The sequence below is a fragment of the Chelatococcus asaccharovorans genome (assembly GCF_003201475.1).
Taxonomy (GTDB): Bacteria; Pseudomonadota; Alphaproteobacteria; order Rhizobiales; family Beijerinckiaceae; genus Chelatococcus; species Chelatococcus asaccharovorans.
In genome coordinates this window covers 1-16,879 of sequence record NZ_QJJK01000014.1, presented here as the reverse complement: position 1 = coordinate 16,879, position 16,879 = coordinate 1, and the positions used below count along the sequence as shown (strand labels likewise).

Annotated in this window: 9 protein-coding genes and 1 pseudogene; 5 read left to right on the top strand and 5 right to left on the bottom strand. The window is 67.7% G+C overall.

Annotation, left to right across the window (positions count from 1 at the left end; all coding sequences use genetic code 11):
* Positions 1–98 precede the first annotated feature (98 nt).
* Both C7450_RS27370 and C7450_RS27365 read left to right on the top strand, forming a co-directional pair.
* The gene (locus C7450_RS27370) at positions 99–1,424 is read left to right on the top strand and encodes a nucleotide sugar dehydrogenase (RefSeq protein WP_110377669.1); all 1,326 of its coding nucleotides are present in this window, start codon (positions 99–101) and stop codon (positions 1,422–1,424) included.
* A gap of 17 nt (positions 1,425–1,441) precedes the next feature.
* Positions 1,442–2,452, top strand: a complete 1,011-nt coding sequence (locus C7450_RS27365; RefSeq protein ID WP_110377668.1) for an NAD-dependent epimerase — start codon at positions 1,442–1,444, stop codon at positions 2,450–2,452.
* 65 nt (positions 2,453–2,517) lie between these two features.
* Here the strand turns inward: C7450_RS27365 and C7450_RS27360 are convergent, their stop codons facing one another.
* Both C7450_RS27360 and C7450_RS27355 read right to left on the bottom strand, forming a co-directional pair.
* Positions 2,518–6,300, bottom strand: a complete 3,783-nt coding sequence (locus C7450_RS27360) for a glycosyltransferase family protein (protein WP_110377667.1) — start codon at positions 6,298–6,300, stop codon at positions 2,518–2,520.
* Positions 6,297–8,585, bottom strand: a complete 2,289-nt coding sequence (locus C7450_RS27355) for a glycosyltransferase (protein ID WP_110377666.1) — start codon at positions 8,583–8,585, stop codon at positions 6,297–6,299. Before C7450_RS27355 ends, C7450_RS27360 begins: the two co-directional genes overlap by 4 nt.
* A gap of 324 nt (positions 8,586–8,909) precedes the next feature.
* Between C7450_RS27355 and C7450_RS27350 the strand changes: the two genes are divergently transcribed.
* Both C7450_RS27350 and C7450_RS27345 read left to right on the top strand, forming a co-directional pair.
* Positions 8,910–10,631 (top strand): tetratricopeptide repeat protein, encoded by a 1,722-nt coding sequence (locus C7450_RS27350; protein WP_110377665.1) that lies wholly within the window; start codon positions 8,910–8,912, stop codon positions 10,629–10,631.
* A 187-nt stretch (positions 10,632–10,818) separates the two neighbouring features.
* A complete protein-coding gene (locus tag C7450_RS27345) occupies positions 10,819–13,677 on the top strand; it encodes a glycosyltransferase (RefSeq protein ID WP_110377664.1) in 2,859 nt (952 codons plus the stop codon).
* Positions 13,678–13,700: 23 nt separating this feature from the next.
* Here C7450_RS27345 and C7450_RS27340 read toward each other — a convergent pair whose 3' ends face one another.
* From C7450_RS27340 to kdsA, 3 genes are read right to left on the bottom strand one after another with little or no spacing between them, the layout of a single operon-like run.
* Positions 13,701–14,708 carry a KpsF/GutQ family sugar-phosphate isomerase gene (locus C7450_RS27340; RefSeq protein ID WP_110377663.1) on the bottom strand — a complete coding sequence of 336 codons (1,008 nt, stop codon included), beginning with the start codon at positions 14,706–14,708 and terminating at the stop codon, positions 13,701–13,703.
* Entirely contained in the window at positions 14,708–15,451 is a 744-nt protein-coding gene (locus C7450_RS27335) for a 3-deoxy-manno-octulosonate cytidylyltransferase (RefSeq protein ID WP_170147473.1), read from the bottom strand. The genes C7450_RS27340 and C7450_RS27335 overlap by 1 nt, the downstream gene beginning before the upstream one ends.
* Positions 15,448–16,374 (bottom strand): 3-deoxy-8-phosphooctulonate synthase, encoded by a 927-nt coding sequence (gene kdsA / locus C7450_RS27330; protein WP_210206558.1) that lies wholly within the window; start codon positions 16,372–16,374, stop codon positions 15,448–15,450. The genes C7450_RS27335 and kdsA overlap by 4 nt, the downstream gene beginning before the upstream one ends.
* A 366-nt stretch (positions 16,375–16,740) precedes the next feature.
* On the opposite strand from kdsA, the pseudogene C7450_RS34765 reads away from it, so the two are divergent.
* Positions 16,741–16,879 (top strand): annotated as a pseudogene (locus C7450_RS34765) (UTP--glucose-1-phosphate uridylyltransferase); the annotation flags it as partial.

Below are 16,879 nucleotides of genomic sequence, written 5' to 3'. Positions count from 1 at the left end.
CGTCTCGATACAAGCGCAGGTGCAGGCATAAGGTGGCGGGCGCAGTTGGATAGTCGCACGCCATACGCATCGCCCGCGGCGCAGAGGTAGAACGCGTGATGAACGACGGCAGGATCGACAACGACGGGCCCATCGACAAGGTCATCGGCATCATCGGCCTCGGCTATGTCGGCCTGCCGCTGGCGCTCGCCGCCGCGGCGGCCGGCTATCGCGTCGTCGGCTTCGATGTCGATGCCGGCAAGGTCGAAAGTCTGAGGGCCGGCCGCAGCTATATCAAGCATATCGGCGAGGCTGACCTGCGCGCTGCGACGGCCGCCGGGCGTCTCGACGCAACGACCGACTTCGCCGCTCTCAGAACGGTCGACGCCATCATCATCTGCGTGCCGACGCCGTTGACGGCGCATCGCGCCCCCGACCTCACCTATGTCATCCGCACCACGGAAGCGATCGTCCCCCATCTCCGGCGCGGCCATCTCGTCGTCCTGGAATCGACCACCTGGCCAGGCACGACCGAGGAGGTGATGAAGCCCATTCTCGAGCGCACCGGGCTGAAGAGCGGCGAGGACTTCTTCCTCGCCTATTCGCCGGAGCGCGAGGACCCGGGAAACCCGGCCTTCACCACCCGCTCCATCCCCAAGGTGGTGGGCGGCGATGGGCCGGTGGCGCTCGCACGCGCCGATGCGCTCTATGGCGCCATCGTCGCCGGCACGGTGAAGGTCTCCTCCACGCGGACCGCCGAGGCCGTGAAGCTCACGGAGAATATCTTCCGCGCCGTCAATATCGCCCTCGTCAACGAGTTGAAGGTCGTCTACGAGCGGATGGGGGTCGACATCTGGGAGGTGATCGAGGCGGCCAAGACCAAGCCCTTCGGCTATATGCCCTTCTATCCCGGCCCCGGTCTCGGCGGCCATTGCATCCCGATCGACCCCTTCTACCTCACCTGGAAGGCGCGCGAATTCGAGACGTCGACGCGCTTCATCGAACTGGCCGGCGAGATCAACACGGCCATGCCGCATTATGTGGTGGAGCGGCTGGCGCGCGCCCTCGATGCCGCGACCGGCCGTGGCCTCAACGGCGCGACAATCCTCCTCCTCGGCCTCGCCTACAAGAAGAACGTGGACGACGTCCGCGAGAGCCCGGCCTTCAAGCTCATCGAGCTTCTGGAGCACAGGGGTGCGCGCGTGGATTTCCACGATCCTCACGTGGCCGCGATCCCGCCGATGCGCGAATATCCCCACTATCAGGGCCGGCCGCGCGTGGCCTTGACCGGCGCGGCGATCGCTTCTTTCGACGCCGTGCTGATCGCGACGGACCATGACGACGTCGACTATAAGCTGGTGGCCGACAATGCCCGGCTCGTCATCGACACGCGCAACGCCTGCGCACGGGCCGGCTTGACCGCGCCCCATATCGTCAAGGCCTGACGCCGGGAGATCGTCGCATGCGTGTTCTGGTGACAGGAACGGCCGGCTTCATCGGCTTCCACGTGGCGAAAAAGCTCGTCGCCGCCGGCCATGAGGTCATCGGCATCGATGGCATGACGGCCTATTATGACGTGGCGCTGAAGCGGCGTCGCCATGCCATCCTGCTGCAATCGCCGGGCTTTTCCGCCCATGAACTGATGCTGGAGGACGAGGCGGCGCTGGGCGCGGTCTATGAGGCGGCCAAGCCCGACATGGTGATCCATCTCGCGGCCCAGGCGGGCGTGCGCTACAGCCTGGCGAACCCCCGCGCCTATGTCGAGACGAATCTCGTCGGCACCTTCAATCTCATGGAATGCGTGCGCCGCGCGCCGCCCCGCCATTTCCTCATCGCCTCGACGAGCTCGGTCTATGGCGGCAACACGAAAATGCCCTTTGTCGAGAGCGACCCGTCCGATCATCCGCTGACGCTCTATGCGGCCAGCAAGAAGGCGACCGAGGTGATGGCACATTCCTATGCGCATCTCTGGGACATCCCGACCACCGCCTTCCGCTTCTTCACGGTCTATGGTCCGTGGGGCCGGCCGGACATGGCGTTGTTCAAGTTCACCAAGGGGATCGTCGAAGGCACCCCGATCGATATCTACAACAACGGCGATATGGCACGCGACTTCACCTATATCGACGATCTCGCGCAGGCCATCGTGCTCCTCGCGGAGGCGATCCCGCAGGATCCGCGCGCCTTCCCCGAGGACGCAGCGGAGCTCGGGCTCAGCCCTCTCGCGCCCTATCGCGTCGTCAATATCGGCAATGGCGCGCCGGTCAGGCTGCTCGACTTCATCGAGGCCATCGAACAGGCGATCGGGCGGCCCGCAATCCGCAACTATATGCCGATGCAGCCGGGCGATGTGCCGGCCACCTTCGCGGATACGAGCCTGCTCGAACGCATCACCGGCTTCCGCCCGGCGACACCGGTCACCGTCGGCGTCCAGCGTTTCGTCGCCTGGTACCGTGACTACTTCAACCTCTAGAAGAACTGCCAGCTGCGGGCGTTCTGGCGGGAACACGGCCAGTCACCTCCCGCGATCACAGATACTCACAGCGGCGCCAGCCGCTCGCGGATGACGTCGAGGATATGAAGCGCGCGCCTGTCGAAACTATGCCGGTCGCGCACCATCTCCTGCAGCCCCGCGGCGCGTGCCTTGCGCGCCACCGGATCGGCTCGGAGCGTTGCGAGGACGGCGGCCAGATCATCCGGCCCGGTGCAGACGGGGATGGCCTCGCCGAAGACCCTGTCCAGCCCCGCGACCGCGTCGCTGACGATCGTCGCACCACAGGCGGCGGCGTCGAACAAGCGGTTGGCCAGAAAGCCCTCACGGGCCATATCCGGCCAATGGTCGGCGAGGAGAATGCTGCCCGCGGCGTAGTAGCGGAACAACTCGCGGTTCGGGATGTGCGGCGCCAGCAGCCGTCCAGCCGGCAGCAGAGCATCCCAGCCCTCCCCGATCACGGCACAATCGATGCCGGCGGCAAGGGCATCACGCAGCATCGGGCGTTCAACGCCCCGCGAATTGCCGACGAACAGGGCCTCGGGCAGATCCGCGACGGGGGCGAGTGCCGGGTGGAAGATCTCGGGATCCGTGCATTGCAACAAGGCGGACACGCGGCCGCCATGACGCGTGGCGAGCTTGTCGGCATAGGGTTCCGAGGCGACGAACACATGGTCGAAGCCGGCGATCTCGTCGTCGTCGACCGCGTCGGGATGGCTGATGAGCCACATCAGGTTCACCGTGCCGGGCACGGGCCGGTAGCGTGACAGCCCGCGCAGCACGAGATTCACGTCATCGCCTGCCGTGACCCCGGACGACCAGTCGGCCAGGCAATCGATGCGCACCTGACACCCCAAGCGCTCCAGCGCCTTGCGCAGTCCGGTCGCGAAATGCCAGTCGCCCCAGTTGTCGCGCCGCGCCGGATCCGGCACGGCAATCTTGATGGCGACGCGATAGCACCGCGAGGCTGCGCTCAGCGCGGTGCGCAGGACAGGCGCGCGGTGCTCATAGCGATGCGCGCGCAAGACATGGCCGCGCAGGCGGGCCACCAGCGCGCGGCGCTCATTCTCCGCCCCGAGATAGCGCGCGAGAAGGTCATTGAGCTGCCGCCGCGTCGTGAAAGAGGGCAAAAGACCGTCGAACATCTCCGCGGCCCCTTCGACGCAATTGGTGATGACCAGCGCGCCTGCGGCCGACGCATCAAAGACGCGGGAGTTCAAGGAGGCCCAATCGCGCGCCACGGGATGGCCGTCGTCAATCACGATGCGGGCCCCCGCATAGGCGCGGGCGACCTCATCATAGGCCAGAGCCCCCTGCCAATAGGCGCCCCAGCGGGGATGCCCTTTCCAGCCATGGCCGAAGATGGCGAGGGAGGGACCAAAACGGTCGAGGTCGATCTGGTCGAGCGCCGTGCGCGCCGCGCCCCAGTTGTTGCCGGTGAAGACGATGTCGGACCGTCTGGCCAATGGCTCCCGGCCGGGATCAAAGCGCGCGGCATTGGCGGCGATCGGCAGCAGGGTCACATCACGGCCGGTCTGCGCGACAATCGCCGCGCACGCCTTGCGCGAGGATGCCAGCACGACGTGGTAGGCGGCGAAGGACGGGCTCGCCAGCCATTCATCGACGCGGTTCCTCACCCAGGCGACGGCGATGAGCCCGGGATTGGCCCCGCGCCACCCCCGGAGATCGACGTCGTGGCGCATGACGACGACGATATCGGCACGGGCGAGATCCAGCGTTCGATAGCCGGCGAACAATACCTCCCAGCCGAACTGAGCGCGCAAGGCCGCCCCGAATTCCCTCGCCGTGAAGACGTCCCCGGCCGTTGCCGTTTCGCTCGCCTCGGTGACGATGAAAACGACCCGCAACGGCGCGACCCGCCAGGGCATGCCGCCCCCGATGAGCGTATCGAGCGCCATGCGCCGCAGACGGGGGGCGAAACGCGACGCGAGCAGGTTCCGGTTGCCGGCCTGGCGATCGAGCACCGCCGCCATCGGCTCCGGCGCGTCCCGGCGTGGGGTGCCGCGTGTCGCGCCTCGCCCATGCAACGCCGCCACACCGGAGTCGCAGATGACACTGCCGCCCAGCATGCCACGCAGCCGCAGGCAGAGATCAACATCCTCCTGGCCATAGACATAGCTTTCGTCAAAGCCGCCGATGGCCTGGAAATCACTGCGGCGCACCATCATCGCGGCCGCCGTCACCGCCGGTATGCCGCAGGCGCCCACCGACGGCTCTCCCTCTTTCGAGACCTCGACCGGCCGGTAGAGGGCGCCTTCCCCATCAACTTCCACCACCTCAATCTGGATGCCGTCGTGATGCACCCGCTGCCGCCATCGCTCACCGGCCGGCCGCTGCTCCCACAGCCGCATGCCCACCGCGCCGACCGTGGAATCGGCCTCGAGCCAGGCGGCCAACCGGCGGACGCAAGGTTCCAGAAACGTGATGTCGTTGTTGACGAAAAACAGGAAATCCCCACGCGCCCAATCGGCAGCCAGGTTATTGGAGGCGGAGAAGGAGTAGTTTGCATCACGGGCGATGACCGTGAGGGCAAGCGCCCCGGTGAAGCGCGCCGCCACGGCCTGGCTGCCGTCATCGGAGGCATGATCGACCACGATCACCTCAAGCCCTTCCCCCTGTCCGGTGGCGACGATCGACGTCAACAGGCGGTCCAAAAGGGCCGCGCCATTCCAGTTCAGAACGATCATGCTGACGCGGGGACGCCTGCGCTTCCGCCAGGGCGGGGTGGCGGGAACGATCCGTGTCCGGTGGTCGATGGCTGGACAGTAAGGCGCGGGCCGGACCGGCTCGGCCCGACCAAGGAGATCGACCAGCGGGAAATCAACAATCGTCACAATGGCCCCATCGGACAACGTCAGTGGCGTCCCGTCGGCGATGCAGCGAACCTCGACCTCACGCATGGCGCCGTTCATCAGGCGTGCCGGCAAGGCGACCGCGAAGCCATGAAAACCCGAGCCTGTCACGACGACAAGATCCGGCCGATACGCGTCCGCCGTCACCACCATCTCCGCGAGCCCGTCGATGACGATCGCGATCGCGACTGGACGGCCGGGCTCGCCGAGATCGGCCGCCCAACCGCGGATCCCATGACAATCGGCCTTCTCGATCCGCCCGGCGAACGACGGGGCGGACCGGGCGGCCGCACCGCCGCGTGGCGGGGACAGCCGCGTCGGCAGCACCGCATCGCCGGCGCTCATCAGCACGGTGTCGCCGGCCCTGAGCCGCAGGGCGTGCTCGCGCCCGTCGAACAGGCGCCGCGGCAGGACAATCGCAAAGCCGTGGTCGCCGGGAATGCCGAAATGGGCATTCACATCGGGGCGGGCGACGGCGGCCTCAGCCGTCGCGATCAGGCTGTCGCCGTCATAGAGCCCGATCTCGACGCTTCTGCCGGGGAAAGCGACGTCATAGACCCAACCGGTGATGAGGCCGTCGGCGCAGGTGTCGATGGTGCTGCGCAGCGTCTGCCGGAAGACCGAAACCTCCGCGCCATCCGCGCCGGGGACGGCCCGGCCGTCGGGCAGGCGCAGATGAATGGGGTGCCGGGCGCCATCGATCAGCGGCATCGGCAGGAAGAACTGCCATGGCGTGGGGCATCCATCCTGGGCGGCGACGCGCACGCGGCCCAGCAAGGACTCGCCGTCATAGACGGCCAGGATCACGGCCGCGCCGGACATGCCCGCGATCGTGCCGGCGACGCGTGCGCCATCGAGGGCCCAGCGTACCACCAGGGATTGCATAGCCTTGGGTTGACCTGCCGGGGCCTGCGACGAAAAGTCCGCGTCGTCGAGAATGTCGATTTCGCCGGTCATGCGGAGGACCGGCCGTATACCGCCTCCCATCGCGCCGTAACGGCCTCGGGTGCGAAGCGCGCCGCAAAGTTCCGGCCTGCCGAGCCCATGGCGAGCCGGCGCGCCTCGTCCCCGAGCAGGGTGGTGACGGCAGCGGCGAGATCCCGAGGCTCGCGGCAGGAAACGAGAAGGCCGGTTTCCCCGGCCTGCATCGCCTCCGCCACGCCGCCGACGTCCGGCGCCACCACGGGCACGCCCCGCGCCTGCGCCTCGATGAGAACGTTCGGCAGCCCTTCGAAATGCGACGTCAGCAGCAAGACGGCGAGCCTATCGTAGTGATCCGCGAGATCCCCGGCGACCATTCCGGCAAGCGTGATCCGCCCGGCGAGGCCACGCCGATGAACCTCTGCCTCCAGCAGCGGGCGCAGTCGCCCGCAGCCGATCAGGAGGCCATGCAGGGCGGGATGCCGCCCACAGAGCCGGGCCACCACCTCCAGCCAGAGCTCAGGATCCTTCTCGCGCTCCAGCCGCATGACGCCGCCTATGACGATGGCGTCCGGCGCGATGCCGTAGCGGCGATGCAGAGCGCTCCCAAATCCAGGGCGCCCATGTCCAGGGAACATACTTCCCGGGCACACACGTCCCAGGCCGGGACCCCGCAGCCAGTCGGCGTCAATGCCGTTGGGTACCGTGATGGCCCGCGCACCCAACACGTCGGCTTCGAGCCCGAGCCAGTCCAGCCAGTCCGCGAGGTTACGGCTGCTGTTATTGGCGAGGATAACGCTGCGATCGGCGAGTGCGGCCCGCAGCAGCCGGCGCATCACCGCATGGCGCGCGCGCTCCCCCTCATCGTCACCGTCACGACGCCCGGGAGCGATACTGCCGCCGCGCATAACGACACGCGGCACACCCGCAATGATCCCCGCCAGCGCCGCATGCGCAGCGGCCTGTGGGGTCCAGGCCTGCACGACCTCGGGCCGCAATTCCATGATGGCAGCCGCGAGATGGGCGATCTCGCGCAGATTGACCAGCCCGCGCACCGGCTCCGGCGGCTCGGCCAACAGCGGGACCTTGTGTGTGACGCCCGCTGCCACGGCCGCGTAATCGGCGAGGGTCGCGACCCGGACGCCAGCTTGCCGCAGCCCGTTACGAAAGAACGCACCACGGCCGCCGCGCCGCGGATCCGTGCAGATCACCTCGACCTCCCGCCCTTGCGCCTTCTGCTGCCCCGCGAGCAAGGCGCATTGCCGCTCGGTTCCGCCCGCGCCAAGCGAGTTCAGGACATGGAGGATCGCGCCCGGCCGCGCCTCATAGGCCAGCGGCCGTCGCGACCGCCTGATCCGGTCGATCCCCGCAAGCCAACTGCTGATCCAGTCGTGGGTAGGCAGTTCATGAGGGAGCAGGTTCGGGCTGGACGGATGAGACAAGCCGCCACCCGCATGGTGGAGGCGCTGGTGGGCGGCACAGGCGGCGACCGCGTCGATCAGCGCGTCGGGCGCCTCCGGCCTGCGGGCGTAGCTGGAAGCCAGCGCAACCTGGCCCTGCGCCAATGCGAGCAGGCCCAGGCGCTGGAGCACCTGCGCCCGTGCCGCGCCCTGCCCGGCGGCCGAGCCTTGCTCCGCTGCTGCTCCCTGCCCCACCAAAGGTTCGAGGAGCCGGCGCGCTCGCTCCACAGCACCTGTGGCGGCGAGCACATCGGCAAGGAACAGCCGATCCGTGCGGTCGGGAGCGCCGGCGAAGCGCTGCCACATCCGGCGCAGGACACGGCTCTTCAGCCCCGGTCCGTAGCAGGCGCCGATGAGCTCCAGAACGAGCTGCCAGAGCGCGACCGCGCGGGGCGCGCCGACCAGCGCCTCGCACAGGAGTTGCCGCGCAGCATCAAGCCGGCCCGACCACAAGTAGTGCTGTGCAAGAAGACGCAGCGGACGCACGTCTGCCGGCCGCAGGGCAGCAGCCCGCAGGAGACAGGTTTCTGCATCAGCCAGACTTATGATGCCTGGCGGATGGTCCGCTCCAGCTGCGCCCTGGACGCCGGCCTCGCCACATCGCAAGAGGGCCTCGAAGTCCTCTGGCAGGATAGAAAGCACGCGTAGCCACGCGGCGACGGCTTCGGCCTGGCGAGAGAGGCCGCGCAGCGTGCGAGCCAACCAGCGCGGCCCGTCGGGATGATCCGGCCGCAGCCGGCCAGCCGCCCGGAAATGGACATGCGCAGCCGGCAGGTCGCCCTTGCGAAAACAAGCAATGCCCGCGGCCAGCGAAGCGGCCGCACCGCTGGCCCGTTCGGTTGCCGGCGCGCCAGACGCCACAACCCTCTGTTGCGCGCGTAGGACGTGCGCCGCCGCGACCCGCGGGAGAGCGCCATCAGGCCTACAATCCGTGATTGTATACATCAAATCAATACAGCCTTTGATGAATATTCCTCAAAAATCGAAAAAGACGTCTCTAAAAAAGGTTGCTGCAATCCCTGCAATATGCATGCTTATCTCCAGCATAGCAATTGCCATACGCATAAAACTCTCATGTATATTATGATTTCAGGCAACTGTAGTTCGTATAGGGCCTTCGAGACAGGCCGCATAAGAGAATATCAGTTTTCCTGATCGTCAAATACTATATTTTGAGGAATTCTTATGGGCATCATGGACCTGCTCTCGACCAGGGCCGAGGGTGCGCTTTGCGCCGGCCAGCGTTTGCTTCATGAACAATCCTATCGTGAGGCGGAGGCAGCCTTCGTGCTGGCCCATACGGCCGAGCCACGCGCCGAAGCGCCCTTGCTCGGCCTTTGCCGCGTCAGCTACGCCACACGGAACTGGCGGGATCTCGACCGCTGGACTCGCCGGCTCGTGGCCTTGGCGCCCTCCAATCTCGAGGGCCAGTTGCTTCGCGCCCGCGCTTGCAACGCCGAGAGGCAATGGCCCGCCGCGGCGGCAGCCTGGGCTGTCGTCGCGCAGGGGCGCCCCGACTGGCCGGAAGCCCAGTTCCAGCTCGCCCGTGCCCGCTTGCGCAGCGGCGACGTCGCCGGCGCCGATGAAGCCGGGAGCCGGCTCGCAGGGCTGTCACCGCGCACGCCGCTCAACGCCGACCTCCTCGGCCAGCTCGCGCTCGAGCGGGGCCAATGCGAGGCGGCAGCCTCCTTTTTCAAGGCCCTGGCAAAGGAGGACCCGGCCGCCGGCCGGCGCCGGTTCGAGGCGATGTGTCAGGCCCGCCATCATCGCGGCATCGCTATCATGGCCCGCACCGTGCTGGAGGGAGAGCCGGGAACCGACGCAGGTCGCGCCCCGGCGATCCAGCACGGCCTGCAGGAGGGCCTACAGGAGGCCCCGCAGGAGGCCTTGCAGGAGGCCTTGCAAGCGCTCGCCGCCCGTGCGGTCGCACAGGAGCGGAACGGCCATCTCGACGAAGCCTTCCAGGATCATACCGCCATTCTCCTTGCGGACCCCGATGACGTCTCTGCCCAGCGTGGCCGCACGCGCATCCGGCGCATCCTTCAGATCGCGGCCCAGGACGCCTTGCGGTCGGAGGATTGGAACGCCGCGCTCGGCGCTTTCCGGAGGCTCGTGCAGCTCGACGGCAGCGATCTCGACAGCCATATCCAGCTCGGCAGACTGCTGATGCGGCAGCGCGATTGGGCCTCAGCTGTGCCAGCCTGGCAGACCGTCGTCGCGGCCAGCCCACAGCTGGTGGAGGCCCAGATCCAGCTCGCCCGCGCACTGGATCGCAGCGACAGCCCTGGCGCGGCGCTCTCGCAATGGCACCGTGTCCTGGCGCTCAGCCCCGACAATGCCGAGGCGCGGGAGATGCTGGAGCAGGCGCCCCGGCGCATGCTCGACCATGTGCGCCGGCTCGTCGATGCCGGAGACCTGACCCAGGCAGTCGAGGCCCTCAAGCTCGCGCAGACATTCGCACCGGACGATCCCGATCTCATCCGCCGGACCGACCATGTCGGCCGCCGACTGCTCCAGGCCATGCGCGCCGCCTTCAAGGCGTCCGACTGGGACGCGATCCTGGCGATCAGCGCGGCGACACGCGCGCTGCGGCCCGATGATGCCGAAGTCCATCTGCTGACCGGCCGCGCAGCCATGGCACGGCGCCAGTATGACCTCGCGATCCCGGCCTGGAACGCGCTTGCCGTGATCGATCCCGCCAGGGGGCCGATGTGCCGGCTGCAACTGGCACGGTGCTATGTCCGCTCGGGCCGCTTTCCGGAAGCCGGGCCGATAATTGGCGCGATCCTCGCCGAGACGCCCGACCATGTGGAAGCCCAGGCCATGCGCAGCCAGTTCCTCGCGACCGGGCGGGACAATCACGCGGATGCACGCATGCGCACCGAGCCTAGAGCAAATCCGACTTAGATGGAATCGCGTGACACCATATAAGTCGATGAATTTGCTAGATAATTTTTGAGCGGAGCAAGTCCGCAAAGACGGAGTTGCTCGACGTGAGCCGGAGGTTGCCCTGGGCGAGATCGCCTGGACCTGCGCTGCGGCAGGCGTCAATCCCGCTCGCGCGCAACGGTCTGAACCGAATGGGGCTCGCGCCATGCATGCAACGGTTCCGCCGCGCCTGCCCGATGCGCCACCCCCAGCAACGCTAACCACCGGATGGCCCGGACATGTCACGCTCCTGCGCCGGCAGGCGCGCCTGCTCATGGACCGCGGCGATCACCGCGCCGCCCGGCCGATCTGGGAAAGCCTGAGGCGCAGCCTGCCTCGCGACACCGAAGCCAGGCACTGCCTGGCGCAGATCCGAAGCCTGCTGCAGCGGGAGGATCAGGCGACGCGTCGATCAGCCGACGTTCCGCCTCATGAGCTCCCCTGGGACGCCGCCCCGCCGACGCGGATGCCCATGCCAGCCGGGTCCATGCCAGCCGGGTCCATGCCATCCGAGCCCGTGCGTGCCGCGTTCACGTCAGCCGAGCTTGTGCCGGCACGCTCAGCAACCCTCCACGCGCCGTCTGCCCGATCCTCATCGGCCGCACGGTCGTCGAGCCGGGATCTGACGGTCGCGCCTGCGGAGGTGCCCCAACGGTTGGATGACACCCTGCTGGATGTCCACGCCGCAGCCCGCGCGCAGGATCACTCTGCCCTGCTCGTGGCACTGGAGGCTGCCCGCGCGACCCTTCCCACCGAGGAGGCAAGGGACCTCGTCGCGCTGCACGGGCCCCCACTCCTCACATGGCTCGGCCGGCTCGAGCACAGCGACATCGCAATGCGTGAAGACCTCGAGCGGCGAGCCGCACAGCTCTTCGCCCGGCACGACCGCCTCATGCTCCGCCTTTTCAGGCAGATCGCCGAGGACGGGCGCGTCGACGCGATCATAACCCTTCTGGCAGAGCTCACGTCCCGGCCACCGCCCGCTCCCGGCGACCCCGCGACCGCCCTACGCCTCGTCTCGCTGCTCCTGCCGGGCTATGCCGAGGAGGCGCAGGGTGCAGCGCTGGCCGCGCTCCTTCTCGGTAACGGTGGCCGTCACCGCGAGGCCGTCGACTGGTGGCGGAAGGCGCTCTGCCGCGAGGCAGGGACGGCCAATCGACGTGGCCTCCTTGCCGCGCTGCGCGCTGCCGGCGATGATCACGCCCTCGCCCGGGAGATCGGGTCGTGGCTCGCGGATGACGCGACGCCCGCGGCGCGGGCCGGAGGCGAACGCAGTGCCGTCATCGCGGGCGTGCGCCATCTCGTTCAACGCGCCCAGCAGACGGGTGACGCCTCGACCCTGGAGGCGATCGAACTTTACCTGGCCGATCAACCGCCCGGTCCCCTCGCGTCGTGGATCGCCGCGAGTTGTGCGCTCGCCCGCAACGACGGCCGCGCCGCCCTCAGCCACCTCGACGCCGCACTGCGTTGTTCCGGCGGAACCGCCTGCCCTCCGCTCGACCTCCATGCCGAGCGCGCGCTTGTCCTGATGCGCGACCATCTCTACGGCGAGGCGCTGGAAGCCTTCGCCCTGGCGGATCCGGCCAGCAATGACGGGCTTTACGCACGGCGGCGGGAGCACTTGCAGGCAATCGCACGCTTCTGCAAATCCGCCCCGCACCCATTGCGCTACCCCGAGTGCCTCGTCGACGTCATCATGACTGAAGTGGCTGCACGCCCCGTCCGCTATCGGCCGCGAAGAGGCCATGTCGTCATGGTGGCCGGCTCACTCGGCCAGGGCGGGGGCGAGCGCCAGACCCAGACGATGGTCCGGCGCCTTCTTGGCGAACCGCGCATCGCGCGATTGACGCTGCTCGTCCGCTCGGTGCATCTCAAGCCGGGCGATGACTTCTTCTACGACAGCGTGAAGGCGCTACCGGTCGCGCATCACGTCTATGGGCGCGACTGGGCGCAGCCGAGCACGATCGCGACAGTGCTGCCGGAGCTTGCGAACCGCCCTCACCTCGCCCGGGCCATCGCGCTCATGCCCCACAACATGCGCGAGGAGATCATCAGGCTCTGTCGGGCGCTGTGGGATCACCGCCCGCAAGCGGTCCATATTTGGCAGGACATGCATGCCGCCGCACTCGCGTGCCACATCGCGGGCGTCCCGCGCTTCTTCATCCATCGCGGCTCGCTCTCGCCGGATTACTGGGCGCAGACCGGCCACCAGACCGCCACCCACTTCCGCCCGATGCGGCACTGCTATCGCCGGCTTCTGGAACGGCCCGACTTCGTGATCCTGAACAATTCGCAGGCCGGCTGCCATACGGACCAGGAATGGCTTGGCTGGCCAGACGCCAGTCGCTTCCGCGTGATCTACAATGCGGTCGACTTTGCCGCGCTGGGTCCGGAGCAGGGCCGGAATGTCGCCCTGCGCGAGACGCTCGGCATCGCCGACCCGGCCGCGCCCGTGATCGGCGGCGCGTTCCGCCTGCAGCCGGTGAAGCGCCCGCTGTGGTGGGCCGAGGCCGCGCGCCTCATCCTGCAGGCGGCGCCCGACGCCCATTTCCTGATCATCGGCGACGGCGACATGACGGAGACCGTGGCGGCCTTCGCGACAGCGCACGGGTTCGGTCACCGCCTGCACCTGCCCGGCCGGGTCGCGAATGTCGGCGACTGGTATCGCGCGATGGACATCAAGCTGCTGACATCGGAGCGCGAGGGCATCCCCAATGCCATCATCGAAGCGCAACATTTCGGCGTACCGGTCGTGGCAACCGATGTCGGGGGCGTGGCGGAGGCGATCGCCCAAGGCGAGAGCGGCTTTGCGATCAAGGCGCAATCCCCGGCGGATTACGCCGATGCCGTCATCCGCATCCTGCGCGATCCCGCCTGGCAGGCCAGGGCACGGCTCCAGGCCCCGGCGCATGTCCACGCCATGTTCAGCCTGGACACCGTGGTCGACCAGCTGTGCGGGTTCTATGGCCTGTCCCGGACATGCCGGAGCGACGCGGATACCGGTTCGCGTCGAGACAATGCGTAAAAGCAAAGACCTGTCGCGTGGTCTCAGACCACGCCGATGCGCAGGAGTTCGTGAATATGGATGACACCCGCCGGGCGCTTGCCGTCCATCACGAAGAGGACGGTGATGCTTGCGGAATTCATGAGGGCGAGCACCTCTTGGGCCAGCATGTCGCCCGTCACCGTGATCGGCGTGCGCGTCATGACATCGGCCACCGGGCAGTCGGTGAAACCGTTCCTGAAGGCGCGGCGCAGATCGCCGTCCGTGATGAGCCCCACGAGGTCGCCTTGCGCATTGACCACGCCGGTCACCCCCAGCCGCTTCGACGACATGGTGAGCACCGCCTGCGACAGGCTCGCGACATCGGCAACGAGAGGCATGGCCTCCCCCTGCACCATCACGTCCCGTGCGCGCTTCAGGCGCGCGCCAAGCTTGCCGCCGGGGTGGTAACGGCGGAAATCATCGGCGGAGAAACCGCGGTTCGACAAGAGGCAGGTGGCCAGCATGTCACCGACGGCCAGTTGCATCAGGGTCGAGGTGGTGGGCGCCTGGCCGTTGGGGCAGGCTTCCGGCATGGCCGGTAGCACCAGGGCGATATCGGCGGCCCGCGCCAGGGTGCTGTCCTCGCGCGACGTAATGGCGATCAGCGGCACCTTGAAGCGATGGGTGTAATCGATGATGTCGGACAGTTCCGCCGTCTCGCCGGACCAGGACAGGACCAGCACCACATCGGTCTCGTGGATCATGCCGAGATCGCCGTGGCTCGCCTCCGCGGCATGCACGAAATAGGCGGCCGTCCCGGTGGACGCGAGCGTCGCGGCAATCTTGCGGCCGATATGGCCGGACTTGCCGATGCCGGTCACGATCACACGGCCAGCGCTCCGGTGGATGAGCGCGATCGCCGCGCGCAGGCGCTCGCCCGTCTCGCCCGCCAAGGCGTTTTCAATCGCCGCGAGCCCGTCCATCTCCAGACGCAGCGTACGCCGTGCGACATCGATGACATCATCGCCGGCCTCTTGGCTGGTCGAGGTTACGACAGACAACTCCGCCATCACCGTTCTCCCGCCGTTGCCGCGAAGATGCGGCGCGCCCGTTCCAGGTCGGCCTGCGTGTCAACGCCCAACGGTACGGCATCGACTTCGACGGCATCGATGCGCATGCCGGCTTCGATGGCGCGCAGCTGCTCCAGCTTCTCGCGCAGCTCGAGGGGCGACGGCGGCAAGGCGATGAAGCGCGCCAGCGCCTGCCGGCGCCAGACATAGAGGCCGATGTGGTGGTACAGGGGCCCCTCGCCCCACGGGGCCGTGGCACGCGTGAAATAGAGCGCCCGGAAGCGCCGCGCGGCGATCGGCGACCCGATCATCTTGACGACGCTCGGCGCCGTCTTCTCCTCCTCGAGGGTGATCTCCACCACCGGCGTGCCGATGGCCACATCCGCATCGGCGAGGGGTGCCATCGCATCACGGATCGTATCACGGGCGACCGTCGGCAGATCACCCTGGATGTTGACGATGACGTCGTAATGCTGATCCGGATCCCGCAGCGAGATCGCTTCGAAGACACGATCGGACCCGGAGGGATGGTCGGAGCGCGTCAGAACCGCCTCGCCGCCGACGGCGCGGATCGCATCGGCGATCTCATCATCGTCGGTCGCGACCAGAACCGGCCCGACATCAGCCTCGATGGCACGGCGCCAGACGTGCACGATCATGGGCTCGCCGGCAATATCCGCCAGGGGCTTGCCCGGGAGCCGGGTTGCGGCGCGGCGTGCGGGAATGACGACGATCGGGTTCACGTCTGTTGTCCTTTCGTGGCAGCCGCGAGAGCGCCCTCCGCCGAACCACCCTTCGCCAAACCGCCCTTCGCCAGACGGTCGAAGGCCATGAGCGTGCTCACCAGGTCCTCGAACGCGCTCAGTGGAACCATATTGGGGCCATCGCATGGCGCCCGGTCCGGGTCGGGATGCGTCTCGATGAAGACGGCCGCGACGCCCACGGCCACGGCCGCCCGCGCCAGAACGGGAACGAACTCCCGTTCCCCCCCGGAGCTGTCGCCCTTGCCGCCGGGCTGCTGCACGGAATGGGTCGCGTCGAAGACCACGGGCGCGCCGGTTTGCGCCATGATCGGCAGGGCGCGCATGTCCGACACCAGCGTGTTGTAGCCGAAGGATACGCCGCGCTCGGTCAAGAGGACCTGCGGATTGCCGGCTCCGGTGAGCTTGGCGACCACATTCTTCATGTCCCAGGGCGCAAGAAACTGCCCCTTCTTGACATTGACCACCCGTCCGGTGGCAGCGGCGGCCAGCAGCAGATCAGTCTGCCGGCAGAGAAAAGCGGGGATCTGGAGAACATCGACCGCCTCGGCAACCGGGGCACACTGCCCGATATCGTGCACGTCCGTGAGCACCGGCAGGCCGACCACACTGCGGATTTCAGCGAAGATCGGCAGGGCATCGGCAAGCCCGACCCCACGCGCGGCATTGGCGCTGCTGCGGTTGGCCTTGTCGAAGGAGGTCTTGTAGACGAGCCCTATTCCGAGGCGGGTCGCGATCTCCTTCAGGGCGTGCGCCGTTTCCAGGGCATGCTGGCGGCTTTCCAGCTGGCAGGGGCCGGCAATGACGGCAAGCGGCAGGGCATTGCCGATCAGCACCGGCGCCGTCGATATCTGTCCTGCCGGTCTCTGGCCAATTTCAACCACGTGAAGAGGAGACTGGGTCATGGGCCTCATTCCGGGGCGCCATAGCCCCTTCCAATCACACGTCGCCAGGCGACGCCTGTCATGGCCGCCCGGTTTCACTCATCACCCCTCCATAGCTCCGCCGGTTCGGCGCGGCAACCGGGAGGCTGGCTGGAGCCACGCGGAATCGTCGCCTGCACCCATCACCCGCGCTCATAAGCATAAGATTAAAGAAGGAGTTCTAGGATCAGGATGTGCCGCGGATTGCCATGACCGGTCGAAGGCCTACAATTGCGCGGCGAAGAACCCGGGCGAGCCACTGAATGGTTCAGGTTTCGCCCCATTTGCAAGCCATGTGAACGGCGGGATCACCACGCGCCGTCTCAGCTGGAGTTTGACGCAAGCATCATGACCGTAACCCCTGTCTCTCCTCACGCCGGCGCCAAGGCCGCTGCGCCCCGCCGGATCCGCAAGGCGGTGTTTCCTGTGGCAGGCCTTGGCACGCGGTTTCTGCCGGCGACGAAGGCGATGCCGAAGGAGATGCTGA

What these genes read in the sequence shown, in the direction of transcription:
- C7450_RS27370 (WP_110377669.1), top strand. Translation starts at nt 99, where the DNA reads ATGAACGACGGCAGGATCGACAACGACGGGCCCATCGACAAGGTCATC.
- C7450_RS27365 (WP_110377668.1), top strand. Translation starts at nt 1,442, where the DNA reads ATGCGTGTTCTGGTGACAGGAACGGCCGGCTTCATCGGCTTCCACGTG.
- C7450_RS27360 (WP_110377667.1), bottom strand. Translation starts at nt 6,300, where the DNA reads ATGACCGGCGAAATCGACATTCTCGACGACGCGGACTTTTCGTCGCAG.
- C7450_RS27350 (WP_110377665.1), top strand. Translation starts at nt 8,910, where the DNA reads ATGGGCATCATGGACCTGCTCTCGACCAGGGCCGAGGGTGCGCTTTGC.
- C7450_RS27345 (WP_110377664.1), top strand. Translation starts at nt 10,819, where the DNA reads ATGCATGCAACGGTTCCGCCGCGCCTGCCCGATGCGCCACCCCCAGCA.
- C7450_RS27340 (WP_110377663.1), bottom strand. Translation starts at nt 14,708, where the DNA reads ATGGCGGAGTTGTCTGTCGTAACCTCGACCAGCCAAGAGGCCGGCGAT.
- kdsA (WP_210206558.1), bottom strand. Translation starts at nt 16,374, where the DNA reads ATGACCCAGTCTCCTCTTCACGTGGTTGAAATTGGCCAGAGACCGGCA.